Raw genomic sequence first — 19,339 nt, 5'->3', positions numbered from 1 at the left:
TTCAGAGACGATAGGCCGAAGCAAACAACGGAATCTTAATGTGCGGGGCAAGAAAACGTCATCATTTTCCTGGGAAAAGCGATGCGCCGTTCTGATCGATGATGAGCTTCGCTTTGCGGATCGTGAACTCCACCGCATCGTCCAGGCTGCTGAAGACATCGGCGCGCACGAATTCATGCACCAGCACCTCGTCGCCGGCCTTTTTCTCAATGCGGCCGGCCAGGCGGAACTGACCGCCTTCCTTGATCGGCGTCGCATAGATCAGATAGTCGCCATGCGCATGCGGCTCAGCCTGCGACACCTTCTGCGGCGCGTCCGAGGACGGCTGGCCGGAGCCGAAGGCCGAGAGGATTTTGGAAAAAAACGATGCCATGGCTTTCACTCCCTCAATCTATGTCACGTTTGAAGGGCGGAGGTGATCCGCCCTTCCCTGTCTTTAACTCCCCGATCAGATGATCAGGTTCGACAGGATGTCGTTTTCGGTGATGTCTTCATAACCGAGACCGGCGGCCTCGAAGCGCTCCAGCAGGCCGGCGAAATTTTCCGGCGCGTTGGTTTCGATGCCGATCAGGATCGAACCGAAATTGCGGGCCGATTTCTTCAGATATTCGAAACGGGCGATATCGTCGTCCGGACCGAGCAGGTTGAGGAAATCGCGCAGCGCGCCAGGGCGCTGCGGCAGGCGCAGGATGAAATATTTTTTCACGCCGGTGTAACGCATTGCGCGTTCCTTCACATCCGGCAGGCGCTCGAAATCGAAATTGCCGCCGGAGACCACGGCGATGACCGTCTTGCCTTCCAGCCTCTCACGACCGAGCTTCTCCAGCGCGGCGATGGAGAGCGCACCCGCAGGCTCCAGCACCACGCCTTCGAGGTTCAGCATCTCGATGATCGTCACGCAGATGGCGTTTTCCGGAATGAGCATGACCTGCTCGGCAGGGAAATCCTTCAGCGCCTTGAAGTTCAGGTCGCCGATGCGGGCGACGGCGGCGCCATCGACGAAATTGTCGACCTTGTTCAGCGTCACCGGTTCACCGCGCTCCAGGCTCTTCTTCAGGCTCGGTGCACCCTCGGGCTCGCAGAATACGAAGTTCTCCTTGCGGACGGTGCCGGCCAGAAAGCCGGTGAGGCCAGCCGAAAGACCGCCGCCACCAACAGGCATGACGACGATGTCAGGCTTCGTGCCTTCCGGAAGCTGGTCCATGATCTCGGCAGCAACCGTAGCCTGACCCTCGATGATGTCTTCATGATCGAAGGGGGGCACCATGTAGCCGTCATTATCCTGCACGTGCTGGCGGGCAGCGGCGTAACACTGGTCGAATATATCGCCCACGAGACGGATGCTGATGAATTCACCGCCGAAGATGCGGGTCTTCTCGATCTTCTGCTGCGGTGTCGTCACCGGCATGAAAACAACCCCGTGAACGCCGAAATGGCGGCAGGCGAAAGCAAAGCCTTGGGCATGGTTGCCGGCCGAGGCGCAGACGAAAATCTTGTCCTTGCCGGCCTTGGCCACCGCCTTGCGCAGAAAGTTGAATGCGCCTCTAATCTTGTAGGAACGAACCGGGGACAGATCCTCACGCTTCAGCCAAATCGACGCGCCATACCGACGGCTGAGATGTTCATTCAACTGCAACGGCGTTTCCGGAAATATCTCCCGCACTTCCCGCCGCGCTGCTTCCACAAGCTGCTTGTCCACGATAGTCAATCCATTGAAATTCATAATGGCACCCGCTATGCCATAGGAAGGCGTCCGAGACAAAGACTCATTTCAGCGCGGCAACGAACTCCGGGTTTCATTTCTTGAACAGCAACCTTCTGCGCTCGGTCATATATGTGGCGTCCATCTTCGGGCTCTACCTTGCGACGGCCATGTTTCTGCCGGCACTGACCGATCTTTATTACGGCAATGATGACTGGATGGTGTTTGCGCTTTCGGGTTTCATGTGCGGCGGCTTTGCACTTGCATGCGCGCTCGCGACCCGCGGACCGATCACCTCCTTCAACAAACGTTTCGGCTTTCTGCTCGTCAACCTGCTTTGGCTGGTGTTTTCCATCATCGGCGCGGTTCCGCTCTATCTGTCGGAACTCGACCTGACGCCCGGTCAGGCGATCTTCGAATCCGTTTCGGCCATCACCACGACAGGATCGACGGCCATATCCGGCCTCGACAACGCGCCGCAGGGCATCCTTCTGTGGCGATCCCTGCTCTGCTGGCTCGGCGGTATCGGTATCGTCGCCCTCGGTCTCTTCATCCTGCCCCTGCTCCGCGTCGGCGGCATGACCTTCTTTCGCATGGAATCTTCCGATACCGGCAACGACCGGCCCTTCGCGCGTCTGGCGAGCTTCACACGGGCTTTCGTGGCGATCTACATCATCATGACAATCGCCTGCACGGTGGCCTTCGATTTTGCCGGCATGTCGCATTTCGATGCGCTGAACCACGCCATGTCGACCGTCGCGACCGGCGGCTTTTCCACCCATGACGCCTCATTCGCCTATTTCGACAATACCGCGCTTCTGTGGATCGCCACGATCTTCCTGATATTCGGCAGCCTGCCCTTTTCGGTGATGATCCTGCTTGCCGTCCGCCGCCGGCTGGAGACGCTGCGCGACCCGCAGATCGCCGTCTTCCTCGGTTATCTCTGCGCGATCTCCATTGCGGTGGGCGTCTATCATCACCTTAGAAACGGTGTACCGCTGGACGACGCGCTCAGCCATTCCTTCTTCAACATGACCTCTATCCTGTCGACCGGAGGTTTTGCCAGCGACGACTATACGCTCTGGGGTCCGTTTGTCGTCGTCGTCGCCTTTTTCGCGACCTTCATGGGCGGCTGTTCCGGCTCGACTGCGGGCGGTATCAAGGCCTATCGTTTCCTCATCATCTTCAATGTGGCGCGCGCGGGCCTCAAGAAGCTGATCTATCCGAATGCCGTCTATTCGGTGCGCTACGGCCAGCAGGTGGTCGATCCGGAAACCATCCGCACCATCTTTCTGTTCATCAGCTGTTTCATCGCGCTGTGGATTGCCGGCAGCCTTGCCATGAGCCTGATGGGTTATGATTTCCTCACCGCCACATCGGGTGTTGCGACGGCGCTTGCCAATGTCGGACCCGGCATCGGCCCGATCATCGGGCCCGTCGGCAATTTCTCCACGATCAGCGACCCGGCGCTCTATCTCCTGTCGGTCCTGATGCTGCTCGGGCGTCTGGAAATCCTGACGGTTCTGGTGCTGCTGATGCCGATCTTCTGGCGCAGCTGATCCGGCGATACACATGTTGCGCATGCGCGAATAAAGCGCTTGACCTTCCCACGTTGGAATAGTTCAGGCTCCTCCTGTTACGAATTCCAAACCATGGAGAACCGCCTATGTGCACCGCCCATCAGCATCACCCCGAAACCACTGCCGCACCCGTCGATGCCGACCTTTCTTTCCACGTTGAAGACATGACCTGCGGTCACTGCGCCGGTGTGATCAAGGGCGCGATCGAAAAGACCGTTCCCGGCGCTGCCGTGCATGCCGATCCGGCAAGCCGCACGGTCGTGGTTGGCGGCGTCTCCGATGCAGCGCGTATTGCCGAAATCATCACCGCCGCTGGCTATACGCCGGAAGCACGCGCCTGATCCGAAGAGATACCGGCGGCGCTTCCATCCTGCCGCCGCCGGGTCGCCCCGCCTGCCCCGCTTCGCGCTGAACCTGCGTGACAGCCGTCGGACGAAATCAAGCTTCGTCCTTCCACACCTCCCGAACAGATATCTCTACCGAAGCCGGCGGCGAAGGCTTCACGCCTCCGGCGTCATCCTCGGGACAAGCCCGAGGATGACGCCGGAGTGTTTGGCGTAGCTCGTCATTCCAAATCAATATCACGCACATTGTCCAGAAATTTGGCCCGGACGGCAGTGGGCCTGATCCGGCATCCAGCCACGGCGTGGCGGCACCATATCAGCAATATGGCCCGGCTCTTGCGAGCCGGGCCATACCTCGTCAGCAATGTCATGTCGGCTTATTTCACCGCCAGATCCTTGGTCATGATGAAGTAGTTGATCGGATGCGGCTTGAAGTTTTCGACCTTGTCCGAATAGGCATCGAAAGCGGTCTCGTGGATGAGGTAGACGGTGACGGCTTCGTCGTAAACCCTCTTCGCCGCCTCGGCATAGATGGCGTAACGCTTGGTCGGCTCAGCCGCCGCATAGGCCGATTTGATCAGCTTGTCCGTCTCCTCACTGCAATAATGCGAGATGTTGTAGCCGCCTCCGCAGGTATAGTCGGCGTTGAGGAAACCGATCGGTTCTGCAACATCAGTGGCATAACCGCGTGACAGAAGAACCATGTCGAAATTGCCGGCCAGGAGATCGGGCTCGATCGCAGTGTAATCGGCAACACGCACATCAACCTTGATGCCGATTTCCTGCAACTGGGCCTGGATAACGGCGGCAACATCCTTGAGTTCGGTTCTTTCAGTGTAGGCCAGAAGCGTCAGCTTCAGGCTGCCGGGAGCAATTCCCGCCTCTTTCAGCAGAGCCTTTGCCTTCTCTACGTCATAAGCGGGCGTGACGTCTTGCGGCGCCCACGGCTCTCCGGGTGCGAAGGGCATCGTTGCGGGCTTTACCACGCCTTCATAGATGCTGTCGGCAATACCGGCGGTGTCGATGGCAGCCCGGATCGCCTGCCGAACCTTGATATCCTTGAACGGCGGCTTCGAATTATTGAGCAGCATTTCCGTAATCCGGGGCACGGTAATCGGCGCAACCTTCACACCCTTCGTGGCTTCAATGGTCTTTACCGCCCAGGGTGGAATCACGCGCGAAATCTGCACTTCACCGCTTCTTATCTGGGTGGCGCGCGTATCGGCATCCGGAATAAAGTTTACGCGGCCGCCCGAGAGCTTCGGCATGCCGTTCCAATAGTCATGGTTCGCGGTCAGCTCCATATATTGGTTGGCATCGACCTTGGTGATCTTGAATGGCCCGGTGCAGGTTCCGATCGGATCGACCTTGCCATCCTTATAGGCGGATGGCGCGAGGATCGAAGTCGCCGGGCTTGCCATTTGCGCCGGCAGCAGCACCGATGGCTCGATGGTCGTGATCTTCACGATATCGTCGCCACCAGCATCGACGGCAGCGATCAGCTTGGGCGAAAAGGCCCGAGCCGGAACGGGCGCCTTGAGAAGATTGGTGAGTGCATTGACTGCGGCCGCAGCGTTAAGCGGCTCGCCGTTCTGGAACTTCACGCCCTTGCGCAGCTTGAATTCCCAGACCTTCGGTGAGGTTTGCGTCCAGGATTCGGCAAGTCCCGGCTCCAGTGCGGTGTCATAGCCGACGCGGACCAGGCTTTCGAAACACCCCGCGCGCGAACCGAGATAGGCATCGTCGGAAGCCATCTGCCAGCCGGTCTTGACGCCGGTATAATCGTCATAGGTGATCGTTCCGGCTGTCGCCGCCTGCGTCCCAAACGAGACCACAACGGCGCACGTCGCCAAAAGTGCGTGCTTCATCATAGAAGATTCCCCTTTTATTTTTGATGACAACGCTCACAATTCGTACATTTTCTCGAAATTTCACTCAATAATTACGAAGACAACAAGAATACTCTATGGATATCTATCGATTATCCATTCGAATATTATCTATTTTACGTTTTATACTCGGAATTTTATTCCGATATTAATTCGCAAACACACGATTCATCTGTTTTTACAGCAACAGAAAACTGTAACTGCGTTGTCCTTCAGCCCAATTCCCGCCAGCGATGGCAGCGGGCAAAATGCTCGCCGGAAACGCCTTCCAGAACGGGTTCCACCTCGCCGCATATCTCGGTCGCATATTTGCAGCGGGTGTGGAATTTGCATCCGTCAGGAGGATTGAGAGGGCTCGGCAAATCGCCGTCAAGAAGCATTTCCGGTGCATATAACCCCGTCTCGTCCAGCATCGACGATGCTATGAGAGCCTTGGTGTAGGGATGCTTCGGCGCCCGGAAAAGCTCCTCCCGGTCAGCGATTTCAACAACGCGCCCGAGATACATCACCGCGATGCGATCGCAGAGATAACGCACCACGCGCAGATCGTGGGAAATCATCAGAACCGTCAAACCGTGACGGCGCTTCATGTCCATCAGAAGGTTCAGTATCTGCGTCCGCATCGAGGCATCGAGCGCCGATGTCGGCTCGTCGCAGACGAGGAAGCTCGGATTGAGAAGCAGCGCACGGCCGATGACGACGCGCTGCAACTGGCCGCCGGAACACTGGCTCGGATAGCGATCATAAAAAGAGCCGTCGAGACCGACCTCTTCCAGCATCCGGAAAACCCGCGCCGTACGTTCCTCGCGGGTGCCGATGCCATGCTGGGCAAGCGGCGCTTCCATGCTCTGGCCGATACGCATGCGCGGATCGAGTGCCGAATAAGGGTCCTGAAACACCAGCTGCACCACCCGGCGCATGCGCCGCAGCGCCTCGCCCTGCATGTGCAGCATATCGTTCTGCCCGATGCTGACCTCGCCTTTGGTTGCGTGGGTCAGCCGCGTGATCAGCCCGGCAACCGTGCTTTTGCCGCATCCGGATTCACCAACGAGGCCCAGCACTTCCCCCTCGCCGATCGTCAGGGAAACATCGTCGACGGATTTCACCACACGGTGACCAAAGCCCGATATGGGATAATATTTGCAGAGGTTCTTCGCGACCACAAAGGGCCGGCTCCTGTTTTCCGCCGGTGACGGGGTCTGTGTCGTCGCTGTCGATAACATTGTTGCCCTCCCTCAGCAGACCGTGTGGCTGGCATGATCATGAGCGGCATGATCGTGACCGACCGCCCAGCATCGCGCCTTGCGCCCTTCGGGCAAGGCATTCAGATCCGGTTCCGACGCCATGCAGCGGCCGTCCATGCCTGCCGAGTTGGCAAGCGTGCAGCGCGGATGAAACCGGCAGCCGCAGGACATGTCATGGGCCTGCGCGCTCGAACCGGGGATCGTCAGCAATTGCCCCTCGCTGTCGGTGGTCAGGAGTGAACAGCTGATGAGCGCCTTGGTATAGGGGTGCTGCGGCGCCTTGAGGATCGCCTGGGTCGGCCCCTCCTCGACGATACGGCCGGCATACATGACCGCAATCCGGTCCGCGAAAGCGGCGACGACCGAGAGGTCATGGGTGATGAGCAACGTGGCAAGCCGGCGCTTGCGGCGTTCGTCATCAAGCAGGCGGAGTATCTGTGCCTGAACGGTGACATCGAGCGCCGTCGTCGGTTCGTCGGCGATCAGAAGCTGCGGATTGCCTGACAGTGCGGCGGCAATCATGACACGTTGCGCCATACCGCCGGAAAGCTCGTGCGCGAAGCATTGCGCCCGTGCTGAGGGATCGGGAATGCCGACATCGGACAGGAGACCGACGACCCGGTCCAGCGCCGCATGCCGGCTCATTTTACGGTGGATCCAGAGTGGCTCGGCAACCTGCGTCCTCACCCGGCTGGTCGGATCGAGCATGGCCTGCGGTTGCTGGAACAGCATGCCGATATCGGCACCGCGCAGCGCGTCGAGTTCGGAGGATGAAAGAGCGAGAATATCGCGCCCGGCAAAGGAAATGCGGCCGGAATTGATTTCCGCGCCCTGCGGCAAAAGCCGCATCAGCGACAGGGCCGTCATGCTCTTACCCGACCCGGATTCGCCGACGAGAGCGACGACTTCTCCGGCGTTGACGGAAAGCGTCAGGCCCGAAATAACAAACTTGCGGCCGTTTTGCGCCGGCACAGAAACGTGCAGATCCTCGATCTCCAGAAGCGGTGCGCATTCGGGAGACATGGCCGTCTTGGCAAGCGTTTGTCCTTCGATATTCATAAGAGTTCCCCTTATTTTTATTGAATCGGAGGCATTCACGAATTTTCATGCGGCTTCAGACGATATTACTCTCCTTCCTGTTCCGTTGCGTCACGTATGTTTGACAATCGTCAAATCCGTCATTGCCCGCCCGCAGGCGTCAATGACCGTTGGTTTTCTTTGTTTCCAGATTGAGGCCATGGCCGATCCACGTCACGCTGAGCGCTGCAAGGAAGATCGCCAGACCCGGTGCGATGACGAGAACGGGCATCCGCTCCGCATAGGCCTGCGCGTCGGCCAGCATCAGCGCCCAGTCGGCGGCCGGCGGCTGTACGCCAAGGCCCAGAAATGACAACCCGCCCACCGTGATCAGCTTGTGGCCAAAGCGCAGGAACGCCACGGCCGCAATAGGCCAGATCGTGTTGGGAATGATATGCCGGAAGATGATGAAGCGCCTTGTGCAGCCGAGCACCTCGGCGGCACGGATATATTCACGCGAATTGATCGAGAGCGTCAGCCCCCGCGCCAGCCGCGCAAAAGGTGTCCAGCCGACGATGGTCAGCGACGCGATCAGCGTTCCGTATCCCGGGCCGAAGATGGCCACGAGGAAAATCGCGATCACGACATCAGGTATGGCGATGAGCAGGTCCACGATGCGCATCAGCACCTCGTCGAGGATGCCGCGACTGCGGCCGCTGATGATGCCGATGAAGGTCCCGATCACGACAGAAAGAATGACGGTGATGGCGGCAATGGTGACCGTGAAGCGGCCGCCGATCAGCAGCCGGCTGAGCACATCGCGGCCCAGGTGGTCCGTTCCCAGCCAGTAGAGGGCGCTTGGCGCATTCAACCGCAGACGAAGGTTCTGCTTTGCCGGATCATAGGGTGAAATCCACGGCGCGATCACCAGCAGCAGGATGATGACGAGAAAAATCGCCGCTCCCGCATAGAAGGTCCAGTGCCGGCAGCGGATGAAATCCGTGAAGCGGGACAGGCTCGAGGGGCGCTTGGGCATGGTCATCGGCATGGCAGCGGCTGGCGCGCTCGGAAAGAGGCTAGTGGTCATGGTGACCTCGCATTGCTGGATTGATCAGGACATAGAAGCTGTCGGCCAGGGTATTGACCAGGATGGACAGGGCCACGATGCAGATGAAACCACCCTGCAGCATCGGGATGTCGCGATTGACCACGGCGTCGTAGAGAAGCCGGCCCATGCCGGGAATGGCGAAGATCACTTCCACGACCACCGATCCGCCAAGCAGCCCCGCAAGCCACAGGGCAAAGAAGGTGACCACCGGCAGCGAGCCGTTGCGGATGCCGTGGCGCATGACCGTGCCATGCATGCCAAGGCCGCGGCTGCGCGCCGCCGTGATATAGGGCGCGCGCAAAACCTCGGCCATGGCGGCGCGCGTCACCTGCGTGAAATAGGCGAGCGGCCGCAGCGTCAGGGTCAGCGCAGGAAGCACCAGCGAGCGCCAGCTATCCCATCCGGCCGAGGGCAACCAGCCGAGATAGAGCGCAAAGACCAGCGCCGACATGGGCGCGAACCAGTATTCGGGCGTTGCGACGAATGTCTGGATCATCAGCGTCGCGAAATTGTCCAGACGACCGCCCGGACGCATCGCCGCCAATGTGCCGAGCGGCAGGGCGACGGCGATCGCGAACGCCAGCGCCGTCAGCGCCAGCGTCACCGACACCCAGAGCGACCGCATAAGCTCGGCAGCGACAGGCTGGCTGCTGGTGAAGGAAAACCCAAGGTCGCCACGCAACGCATTCGACAGCCATGCGAAATATTGCACATAAAGCGGCCGGTCGAGCCCGAGACTGGCCCGGAGCGCCTCCACTGCATGTGGATCGAGCGCCGTATCGCGCATGCGTGAAAACAGGATGGTGCGGGCCGGATCACCGCCCGCCATATAGGGCAGAAGAAACGCGATGACGGAAACGATCGCCAGCATCAGGCACAGAATAAGGAAGCGCTGTATTATCTGTATCCACATGGCCCTGTCTCCTTCACAGCAATTGGCATTTCCACTGCAATCGACGCTCGCCCCCAAAGGGAAAAGCCGCTTATTTCGCCAGGCGATGTAAATCCATCACCGGCCCGGACGTACCCTTCAGCATGCCGGACCGTTTGGGCACGACAGCCACCGGTGCAAAATCGACATTTTCGGAATGGGCCAGATCCTGAATGATCGGGCACTCCGGCTCACCATTGTCGGGGCAATAGGTTGCAAGGTTTCGAAGCGTGTCTGCCATCTCCCGAAGCGTGTGCATCTTCGCTTCCAGATCGACGACATGTTCCATGACGATGCGTTTGACATCGCAGGAGGCGCCACCCGGATCGCGCCACAGGGTCATGAGCTGCCTGATCTTTTCGATGGAAAAACCGAGATCGCGTCCGCGGCGGATGAAGCGCAGCGTTTCCAGATCATTGGCCGTATAGACCCGGTATCCGGAATCCGTGCGGTTTGCCGATTTGATCAGGCCGATCATCTCGTAATGCCTGATCATCTTTGCAGAAACACCGGAGGCGGTGGCGGCTGTGCCAATGTTCATCGATCCTGCTCCTATCTTTCCGGGGTGAAAAACACGTCTGCATGAATGTCGGCGGTGCGCATGCCGCGCGCCAGAAGCTGCGGCACCGTCGCCTCGATCATGGCCGGCGGTCCGGCAATATAGGCTTTCCAGCCATCGAGATCGTCGAAATCATCCGCCACCGCCGCACCGACATAACCGCACCTGATATCGGCATGGTCTTCATGCGAGAGAACCGGAACGAAGCTCAGATTGCCATGCCGCGCGGCAAGATCTCCGAAGCGGTCGAGCATATAGAGATCACGCTGAGCGCGCGCGCCGAAATAGACATGAACCGGGCGTTCACGGCCCGTTGCAAGTGCTGCCTCGACAACCGCCTTGACGGGGGCAAGCCCCGACCCGCCGGCAATGCCGAGGATGGGCCCACAATGTTTTTCCCGCAGGAACGAAGAACCGAAAGGCCCCACGATCGTCACGGGGTCACCAGCCCTGGCGAGCGAAAAGATGCGGCCGCTCGTCATGCCGCCGGGAACGTGCCGGATGTGAAATTCGATCAGTTCCTCATCCACCCGGCTGGCGATGGAATAATCACGCGGCGAACAGTCCGTATAAAGCAGGCGCACATATTGTCCGGGCTTGAAGGCAAACTGCCCGCGCTCGTCGAGCCGGATACGGATGAGCTTGATATCATGTGTCGCATCCACCACTTCCGCCACCACGCCCTCAAAGCGGCCGGTCGGAATATCGGCGATCTCATCCGCCCCATCGAGCCAGCTGATCGTCATGTCGCTTAACGGCATGGCCCGGCAGGCGAGCGTCAGACCATCCGCCTTTTCCTCTTCGGTCAAGGAGAAGGGCGTATGCTTGAGAAGATCGATCTTGCCGGAAATGAGATGCGATTTGCAGGCCCCGCAGCGGCCCATGCGACAGCCATGCGGATAGGTGACGCCAGCGGCCAACGCGGCCTGAAGCACGGTTTCACCCTGCGCCGCCATGATGCTGCGCCCGATCTGCGGCAGATAGATTGTGTTGCCAGGCGTCATCACATCCGCCTCCTATTCGGCCGCTGCGAGCTGCATGCCCGCCGGTCTGTCCACCAGCGGTGCACGGAAGCTTTTCAGGCGCAGCGCGTTCGTCAATACGAAGACGCTGGAAAGCGCCATGGCTCCGGCAGCAAGGACAGGCGACAGCAGAACGCCGTTGACAGGATACAATATTCCAGCCGCCACCGGAACGAGTGCAGCGTTGTAAGCGAAGGCCCAGAACAGATTCTGGCCGATATTGCGGATGGTCGCCTTGGAGAGCGCGATGGCGTTGGCAACGCCGCGCAGATCGCCAGACATCAAGACCACATCGGCACTTTCAATCGCGACATCCGTACCCGTGCCGATGGCAAGCCCGACATCGGCCGCAGCAAGCGCCGGTGCATCATTGATCCCATCCCCGACAAAGGCGACACGTCGCCCGCCGGCAGCAAGCCTTTTGACGGCCTCGACCTTGCCGTCGGGCAGCACTTCCGCCACCACCTCATCAATACCGAGACGGCGGGCTATAGCTTCGGCAGTGCGGCGATTGTCACCGGTGATCATCGTGACCTTGAGGCCCAGCGCATGCAGCGCCGCAATCGCCTCCGGGGTCGTCTGCTTGATCGGATCGGCAACGGCGATGATCGCGGCCAGCCTGCCATCGACGGCGGCATAAAGCGGCGACTGCCCTTCCCTGCCCAGCCTTTCGGCATCATCGGCAAACATCGCGACGTCATAACCGAGCTTGATCATGAACCGGTCTGCGCCCGCTTCGACCCTGCGGCCGTCAACCATGGCTGCAACACCAAAACCGGGGGTCGCCTCGAAGCCTTCCGCATTGGCAAGCGTCAGGCCGCCATGTTTCGCCGCCTCGACGATCGCCTCCGCAATCGGATGTTCGGAATGGTTCTCCAGCGAGGCGACGAGGCGAAGCACCTCATCCGCATCGAAGCCCTGCGTCGTGGTGAAATGCACCAGCTTCGGCTTGCCGAGCGTCAGGGTGCCGGTCTTGTCAACGGCAATCACGTCGGCATCGCGCAGCGTCTGAAGCGCATCGCCGCGGCGGAACAGCACGCCCATCTCGGCGGCGCGGCCGGTGCCGACCATGATCGAGGTCGGCGTGGCAAGGCCCATGGCGCAGGGACAGGCGATGATGAGAACCGCAACCGCGTTGACGAGCGCGAAGGTCAAGGCCGGATCAGGCCCAAAGATGAACCAGACGGTGAAAGTGGCGAATGCGGCCAGCATGACAGCCGGCACGAACCAGTTGGTGACCTTGTCGACCAGCGCCTGAATGGGCAGCTTGTCGGCCTGCGCCTCCTCCACCATGCGGATGATCTGGGCGATCAGCGTATCGGCACCCACCTTGGTTGCACGGAAGGTGAAGGAGCCATTGCGGTTCACCGTGCCGCCGACAACCTCGGAACCCGCCGCCTTGGTGACCGGGACCGGCTCGCCAGTGATCATCGATTCATCGACATAAGAAGAACCGCTGAGAACCAGCCCATCGACCGGCACCTTCTCGCCGGGGCGAACGACGATCACATCGCCGGTGCGCACATCCTGCAACGGCACATCGACGGTTTCACCATCGCGCAGCACGCGGGCGGACTTCGCCTGCAGGCCGACGAGGCGCTTTATCGCCTCGCTGGTGCGGCCTTTGGCGCGCGCTTCGAGGAATCGGCCGAGAAGGATGAGCGTGACGATAACCGCCGCCGCCTCATAATAGACATTGGCCGTGCCACGCGGCAGGATTTCGGGCAGGAAGGTTGCCACCACCGAGAATCCCCAGGCGGCGGCGGTGCCCAGTACGACGAGCGAATTCATGTCCGGCGCCAGCCTTAGCAGTGCGGGTATGCCCTTTTTAAAGAAGCGCAGGCCGGGCCCGAACAGGACCAGTGTCGTCAGCACAAATTGCAGATACCAGCTTTCCTGCATGCCGACCGTTTCCATCACAAAATCATGGATGGCGGGCACCAGATGCGAGCCCATCTCCAGCACGAAGACTGGCAACGTCAGCGCAGCGGCCACGGCAAGGCTGATTTTCAGGCCGCGCAATTCCATAGCGCGTCTATCCTGCTCCACATCACCGGCTTTGTCGGCGATGATTTCGCTCGCCGTATAGCCTGCCCGCTTGATTGCCTCCGCCAGGGTGGCTGCAGAGGCGGCATTGCCGGCAACGCGGATGGTGGCACGCTCGGTCGCCAGATTGACGGTCGCATCGGAAACACCGGAAACAGCCTTCAGCGCCTTTTCAACACGACCGACGCAGGAGGCGCAGGTCATACCCTCGATATCGAGTTCGATGGTTTTTTCTTCGACGCCATACCCAGCATTCCGGACCGCCGCGATCACGGCCGGCACGTCGGGCGATCCGGAAAAGGAGATATCAGCGCGTTCCGTCGCGAGATTGACCGAGGCCTTCAGAACGCCCGGCACCTTGGCAATCGCCTTTTCCACGCGGCCGACACAGGAGGCGCATGTCATGCCATCGATCGCAATCTGGTGACTCGCCCGGATCTCCATTTGTGACATGCGTACGACCCCTCTTTTCTTGTGTTAAAAAAAAGATAGGGCTTCCCATCGTGGCAAGGTCAATAGGTTCTTTTGGGTGATTTTCGAAGAAATATGCCGCTTGCTTGAGCAGGATTATTTTTTGGGCGCACCACTAGGAACAAAAGCAACCAACGCCTGAATATCAACGCGAATTGGCAATCTATCCTTGCCGCATCTGCGCTGCAGGGGCGCACTTTGTTTGTGGGTGAAGGTGGTGCGGACGGCGGGACTTGAACCCGCAAGACCAATGGTCGGCAGATTTTAAGTCTGCTGCGTCTACCGATTTCGCCACGTCCGCATTGCCGCGCCTTGCACCATTGCGGTCAAGTCGCTGCAAAAAGTCGTCATCCTTCGGGTGTCCGGCACGAGGCCTCGATCCCAAACGCGACTGAGCCTCATCTACACAGGCCGGACCGTTTCGGTCAATTGGGCCTTAGCCACACCAGGACTGATTTTTTGCCGATACCGGATGGGCGAGCCCTTCTCGCACGAGTTGATCGGCGAAGGAGACGCCCGAACGCGAAAGCCGTTTGCGTTCCGTGGCTTGCCCGCCCGCAGTCCCGGAAGAGGTCACATCGAAGGCGCCGGCATTCAGCATGTCGCGAAGCCTGACCTTTGCAACGAAACCGCGCTGGCGCTCTTCCATGCAGCGCGCCCGGTCGATCTGCGGAACCTCGATGCCGGCGAGCTGCGTCTTCACGCCCTTCATCCAGAAGGTGTTGCCATCGGCCACGCAATTATTGAGGCCCGAACGGCCGCAGAAGGCAAAGGCGCCGCTTTTTTCACCGAGCGAGATTTTTTCGACCGAAGGACGCGTTTCCGGCAGGATAGCTGCGACCTGGCTCGGCTGCGAGACGGATGGCATGGCGATCGGGCGCGGCGGCACCGGTCCATTGCCGGGCAGAGCCGGCGATGCGGGGCGGATGGATGCGACTTTCTCGGTGGTGACCGCATCGCGCTTGGCGGTTGTCGCGACTTTCGGGGAATTCGTGGCTGAGGATGTCGCCTTCGCAACATGGCGCTGCGGCAGAAGGCTGTCTCGATGTTCGTAAGCCTGAATGCCGCCGGCAACGACGCCCAGCATCAACACCCATGGCCAAACGCTGCCGCCGCTCGATTTCTTCGCCGTGCGGCGTCGTGCTGTCGGTTTTCGGTTGCTCACGATCGGACTCCTTTCAACGGAGCCGCATTATCGGCGAAAGGAGTTTCCGAAAAGTTGGCATTCGCGATCGTTTTCGTTTTTCAGAGAAACGGGAAAACGCTCTAACTCTTTGTTTTCTCGAATTCCCGGATGGGAAACGCTTAAAAGACCTGTGGATAAATTGTCAGCGAACCTGATCGAGCAGGCGTTTGCACTCGAGGAGATCGAACAGGGCTTCCTGCAAAAGCGCCTGGTCGTCCTTGCCGATGCTCGACTTGCCGACCGATATTTCGGCATCGCTGTTGCCGCCGCCGAAGCCGAAAAACCGGCCGCTCGGCTTGGCCTTCGGACGGCCGACAACCTCGTCCCCATCGGTATCGATGACACGCGGCTCGGCGACTTCCTTTTCCCCGCTCGCCGCCATGATGGCTTCCATGGTCGCGAGATCACCGGAGGCGATTGCCGCCACGAAGCGGTTACCATTGGCTTTCAGGAGCTTCTGCACGCCCTTGATGGTGTAGCCATGGTCATAAAGAAGATGACGGATGCCCTTCAGGAGATCGATATCGTCAGGGCGGTAATAACGGCGGCCCCCGCCCCGTTTCATCGGCTTGATCTGCGGAAAACGCGTTTCCCAGAAACGCAGCACATGCTGCGGCAGGTTCAGCTCATCCGCCACTTCACTGATCGTCCGAAACGCGTCGGGGCTTTTATCCAAATTTCCACTCCCATCCGAACCGGAGCACCATGCATCCGGCCGGACACTGAACGAGAACGCTTTTCACCCGCCGGTCAAACACCACGCTAAGTCGGTTACGACCCCGCGCCGACGCCGTTGCGGCGAGATACAAATCACTAAAATTGATTATGATGTGAGTCGACCGGATTTCAACGGCTTGCACGTTGAAATTCAAGTATGTTCACAAGAAGAATGGGGAAAAGGGCTTGCGATATGGCAAAAAAGGCGTGTCGCTACGACCTTGAGTGAGGGATTATGCCCCCGCCTTCTGGCCCTTCTGCTTGGCCTTGCGGGCCGTATGGGCCTTCAGAATCCGCTGCTTCAGCACATTCGAGGCCTTGAAGGTCATGACGCGGCGCGGCGAAATCGGAACTTCCTCACCCGTTTTCGGGTTGCGGCCGATGCGCTCGTTCTTTTCCCTGATCTGGAAAGTTGCGAAGGACGAAAGCTTGACGACCTCGCCGCGGGTGATCGCGTTGCAAATCTCGTCGATGATCGTTTCGACCAGTTCGGCGGATTCGGTGCGGGACAGCCCGACTTTACGAAACACAGATTCTGCAAGATCTGCGCGTGTCACTGTCTTCCCGGCCATTTTTCCCCACAAACCGTGTCTGAATTTTTCTCTAGGAGCCGCCGAGATTATTTCCCTTGTGGCGACCGGTCAAGGGATTGTTCCAGATTCATTTGAGGCTTTCGGCAATCAGTGCAAGGGCTTAGACTGACTGATACGGTTTTGACACAGGCTCGGGTCGCCCGGGCGCTTCTGACCGGGGCGTGAGCGCGAAAATCACAACCGATTTCGCCCCGGCGCCCCGGCAAACGCGCAAATCACGCCCTTACCAGCGCAGCAGCACCGCACCCCAGGTGAAGCCGCCGCCCATGGCCTCCAGCATGACAAGATCGCCCTTCTTGATGCGTCCGTCGCCGGCCGCAACGGCAAGCGCCAGCGGAATGGAGGCGGCCGAGGTATTGCCGTGCTGATCGACGGTGATGACGACCTTTTCCGGGTCGATGTTAAGCTTCTTCGCCGATCCGTCGATGATGCGCTTGTTGGCCTGGTGCGGAACCAGCCAGTCGAGGTCATCAGACGTCGTGCCCGTCGCCTCAAAGGCCTGTTCGATCACGTCGGTGATCATGCCGACGGCGTGCTTGAACACTTCCCGGCCTTCCATGCGCAGATGACCAACGGTACCTGTCGTGGAAGGTCCGCCATCGACATAGAGCTTTTCCTTGTGCGAACCGTCGGAACGCAGCTGCGCGGTCAGAACGCCGCGATCGGCGGAGGTACCCTCGCCTTCGCCGGCTTCAAGAATCAGCGCGCCGGCGCCATCGCCGAAGAGAACGCAGGTGGTCCGGTCCTTCCAGTCGAGAATGCGCGAGAAGGTTTCGGAACCGATCACCAGGACGCGCTTGGCCATGCCGCCGCGAATATAGAGGTCGGCGGTCGATACGGCATAAACGAAGCCGGAACAGACGGCCTGCATGTCGAAGGCGAAGCCGTGGGTCATGCCAAGACGGTTCTGGATGTTCACCGCCGTTGCCGGAAAAGTGTTATCAGGGGTCGAGGTGGCCAGAATGATGAGGTCGATATCATCAGGTGTCAGGCCGGCATTGTCGAGCGCGGCACGCGCAGCAGCTTCGCCGAGGGACGCGGTGGTTTCACCTTCGCCGGCGATATAGCGCTGCTTGATGCCCGTGCGCTGCACGATCCATTCGTCTGATGTCTCGACGACACCTTCGATTTCGCTGTTGGTCATGACACGCTTCGGAAGCGCTGCCCCGAAACCACGAACTATAGAGCGGATCATTCCCTTATTCCTCGTCAGCCACGAGAGCTTCGGGCGCCGGGGGCGGAAGCCGTCTTGCGTGGTAAATCTTCAGATCATTTTCAATCTTGGCCGTCAGGCCGTTGTGAACCATGTCGTAACCGACATCGACAGCCGACGCAAAACCAACGGCGTCCGTACCCCCGTGGCTCTTGATGACAATGCCGTTCAGGCCCAGAAACACGCCGCCATTGACCTTGCGCGGGTCCATTTTTTCCCGAAGCACATCAAAGGCGCTTTTCGCCAGGACATAACCGATCTTGGCGAAGAAGCTGCGGGAGATCGCCTCACGCAGGAGCGTGGTGATCTGGCGCGCCGTGCCTTCTGCGGCTTTGAGCGCAATGTTGCCGGTGAAACCTTCCGTCACCACCACATCCACCGTACCCTTGCCGATATCGTCGCCTTCGACGAAACCGCGATAGTCGATGGTGCCGAGATCGGCCTCACGGATAAGCCGTCCGGCCTCGCGCACCTCTTCCTGCCCCTTGACTTCCTCCACGCCGACATTGAGCAGGCCGACGGTGGGGCGGTCGATATCGAAAAGCGCGCGCGCCATGGCGCCGCCCATCAGGGCAAAATCCAGAAGCTGCTGGGAATCGGCGCCGATCGTCGCACCGATGTCGAGCACGATGCTTTCGCCCTTCAGCGTCGGCCAGATGCCGGCAATCGCCGGTCGTTCCACCCGCGCCATGGTGCGCAAACAGAATTTGGCCATGGCCATCAGCGCGCCGGTATTGCCGGCGGAAACGGCGACATCCGCCTCGCCGAGCTTTACCGCCTCGATGGCGCGCCACATGCTGGAAACATAGCGGCCACGGCGCAGCGCCTGGCTCGGTTTCTCGTCCATGCTGACCGAGACTTCACAATCGTGAAAGACCGACTTTTCCCGAAGTGCGGGATATTGTGCCAGAATGGGGTCGCATTTGCTCTTCTGCCCGTAGAGCAGAAAAGTTACATCGTTGTGCCGTTCAAGCGCCTTGGCGGCACCGGGTATGGCAACATCTGGGCCGAAATCGCCACCCATGACGTCAATTGCAATTCTGATCACTCGTCCCTTATCCTTACTTGCCGCCAATCAAGCGGATTTTGCGCGAAAATACCTTTTCCGGCTCTTGTTACAATAAAATTATTTCAGCCCGGCTGGGCCATTCAGTCTTTTTTCCAATCTTTCAGCACGGCAAAGGGCGATGGGCGCTTTTCTTCTTCGGGCTCTTTTTCAGCCGCTTCGGCAAATTCCGCATCCGCTTTGCGCGGATAGGGATCAATCGCAAGCGCGGCAAATTCGGCAACCACGGCGCCGACATCAATGCTGTCGCCGGTGAACTGGTCGGGAATATCGGGGCCATCAGGATCGAGCACGATCTCGCCTTCCTCATTGGTCACCATCCGCGCCAGTTTCGATCCTTCCGGAACGAAAATCTGTTCCACCGTCTCGTCGATCTTGCTCGAGACCGGCTCCAGCGTGACGATGCAGGATTGGGTCACAGCCGCATGCACCTCACCCTTGATCTTCACGCCATCCTTCTTCCAGCGGGAAACCTGCAGCTCCGCCTTCAGATATTCGACGGAAACCACATCCCAGAATTTCGCCAGCGCCTTCAGTTCCTCGGCACTGGCTTCGAGACCAATCCTGACGGGATTGGCGGAAATATGGCCTACCTTTACGGGATAGGAAAAAGGCAGGTCGTCATTTGCGGCGTGTCGCGCGTTCATCGTG

The 19,339-nt window shown here is 59.5% G+C and carries 18 protein-coding genes and 1 tRNA gene; 2 read left to right on the top strand and 17 right to left on the bottom strand.

Translation table 11 applies throughout. From position 1 onward, the window contains the following. Positions 1–61 precede the first annotated feature (61 nt). Together V6S97_RS01625 and ilvA are read right to left on the bottom strand one after the other, a co-directional pair. Positions 62–373 carry an HlyU family transcriptional regulator gene (locus V6S97_RS01625; protein ID WP_080866073.1) on the bottom strand — a complete coding sequence of 104 codons (312 nt, stop codon included), beginning with the start codon at positions 371–373 and terminating at the stop codon, positions 62–64. Between the two features lie 75 nt (positions 374–448). Beyond that, positions 449–1,723, bottom strand: coding sequence for a threonine ammonia-lyase (gene ilvA, locus V6S97_RS01620; protein WP_020810789.1), 1,275 nt, complete (start codon positions 1,721–1,723; stop codon positions 449–451). Between the two features lie 80 nt (positions 1,724–1,803). Here ilvA and V6S97_RS01615 point away from each other — a divergent pair, with 80 nt between their 5' ends. Together V6S97_RS01615 and V6S97_RS01610 are read left to right on the top strand one after the other, a co-directional pair. Then, positions 1,804–3,261 carry a TrkH family potassium uptake protein gene (locus V6S97_RS01615; protein ID WP_003502258.1) on the top strand — a complete coding sequence of 486 codons (1,458 nt, stop codon included), beginning with the start codon at positions 1,804–1,806 and terminating at the stop codon, positions 3,259–3,261. 107 nt (positions 3,262–3,368) lie between these two features. Then, positions 3,369–3,623, top strand: a complete 255-nt coding sequence (locus V6S97_RS01610; protein ID WP_003502257.1) for a heavy-metal-associated domain-containing protein — start codon at positions 3,369–3,371, stop codon at positions 3,621–3,623. Positions 3,624–4,003: 380 nt separating this feature from the next. Here the strand turns inward: V6S97_RS01610 and V6S97_RS01605 are convergent, their stop codons facing one another. The 15 genes from V6S97_RS01605 to V6S97_RS01535 form a co-directional block, all read right to left on the bottom strand. Continuing rightward, the gene (locus V6S97_RS01605; protein ID WP_003502255.1) at positions 4,004–5,497 is read right to left on the bottom strand and encodes an ABC transporter substrate-binding protein; all 1,494 of its coding nucleotides are present in this window, start codon (positions 5,495–5,497) and stop codon (positions 4,004–4,006) included. Between the two features lie 230 nt (positions 5,498–5,727). After that, on the bottom strand, positions 5,728–6,738 hold the full coding sequence (locus V6S97_RS01600; protein ID WP_035212373.1) for an ABC transporter ATP-binding protein: 1,011 nt from the start codon (positions 6,736–6,738) through the stop codon (positions 5,728–5,730). Between the two features lie 12 nt (positions 6,739–6,750). Continuing rightward, the gene (locus V6S97_RS01595) at positions 6,751–7,818 is read right to left on the bottom strand and encodes an ABC transporter ATP-binding protein (protein ID WP_003502252.1); all 1,068 of its coding nucleotides are present in this window, start codon (positions 7,816–7,818) and stop codon (positions 6,751–6,753) included. Between the two features lie 139 nt (positions 7,819–7,957). Then, entirely contained in the window at positions 7,958–8,863 is a 906-nt protein-coding gene (locus tag V6S97_RS01590; protein ID WP_060724071.1) for an ABC transporter permease, read from the bottom strand. After that, positions 8,853–9,797 (bottom strand): ABC transporter permease, encoded by a 945-nt coding sequence (locus tag V6S97_RS01585; protein ID WP_026363441.1) that lies wholly within the window; start codon positions 9,795–9,797, stop codon positions 8,853–8,855. Before V6S97_RS01585 ends, V6S97_RS01590 begins: the two co-directional genes overlap by 11 nt. Before the next feature lie 70 nt (positions 9,798–9,867). Then, positions 9,868–10,356 carry a Cu(I)-responsive transcriptional regulator gene (gene cueR, locus V6S97_RS01580; RefSeq protein ID WP_003502249.1) on the bottom strand — a complete coding sequence of 163 codons (489 nt, stop codon included), beginning with the start codon at positions 10,354–10,356 and terminating at the stop codon, positions 9,868–9,870. An 11-nt stretch (positions 10,357–10,367) separates the two neighbouring features. Continuing rightward, complete coding sequence (locus tag V6S97_RS01575; protein ID WP_080866070.1) at positions 10,368–11,378, bottom strand: 2Fe-2S iron-sulfur cluster-binding protein; 1,011 nt, start codon at positions 11,376–11,378, stop codon at positions 10,368–10,370. A gap of 12 nt (positions 11,379–11,390) precedes the next feature. Next, a complete protein-coding gene (locus V6S97_RS01570; RefSeq protein ID WP_112295426.1) occupies positions 11,391–13,895 on the bottom strand; it encodes a heavy metal translocating P-type ATPase in 2,505 nt (834 codons plus the stop codon). Positions 13,896–14,128: 233 nt separating this feature from the next. After that, positions 14,129–14,214: transfer RNA gene (locus V6S97_RS01565), tRNA-Leu, on the bottom strand. A 135-nt stretch (positions 14,215–14,349) separates the two neighbouring features. Next, complete coding sequence (locus V6S97_RS01560) at positions 14,350–15,078, bottom strand: thermonuclease family protein (protein WP_060724068.1); 729 nt, start codon at positions 15,076–15,078, stop codon at positions 14,350–14,352. Positions 15,079–15,241: 163 nt separating this feature from the next. Then, positions 15,242–15,775, bottom strand: coding sequence for a MerR family transcriptional regulator (locus V6S97_RS01555; RefSeq protein ID WP_003502237.1), 534 nt, complete (start codon positions 15,773–15,775; stop codon positions 15,242–15,244). 274 nt (positions 15,776–16,049) lie between these two features. Then, complete coding sequence (locus V6S97_RS01550) at positions 16,050–16,388, bottom strand: integration host factor subunit alpha (protein ID WP_003502236.1); 339 nt, start codon at positions 16,386–16,388, stop codon at positions 16,050–16,052. 244 nt (positions 16,389–16,632) lie between these two features. Further along, positions 16,633–17,604, bottom strand: coding sequence for a beta-ketoacyl-ACP synthase III (locus V6S97_RS01545; protein WP_003502235.1), 972 nt, complete (start codon positions 17,602–17,604; stop codon positions 16,633–16,635). 4 nt (positions 17,605–17,608) lie between these two features. Beyond that, entirely contained in the window at positions 17,609–18,670 is a 1,062-nt protein-coding gene (gene plsX, locus V6S97_RS01540; protein WP_026363445.1) for a phosphate acyltransferase PlsX, read from the bottom strand. A gap of 101 nt (positions 18,671–18,771) precedes the next feature. After that, positions 18,772–19,335 carry a YceD family protein gene (locus tag V6S97_RS01535; protein WP_003502233.1) on the bottom strand — a complete coding sequence of 188 codons (564 nt, stop codon included), beginning with the start codon at positions 19,333–19,335 and terminating at the stop codon, positions 18,772–18,774. Between the last annotated feature and the right edge of the window lie 4 nt (positions 19,336–19,339).

This window comes from Agrobacterium sp. CCNWLW155, from assembly GCF_036888815.1.
Lineage (GTDB): Bacteria > Pseudomonadota > Alphaproteobacteria > Rhizobiales > Rhizobiaceae > Agrobacterium > Agrobacterium radiobacter.
The sequence above is the reverse complement of the archived record's forward strand: the minus strand, read 5'-3'. Positions and strand labels throughout refer to the sequence as shown.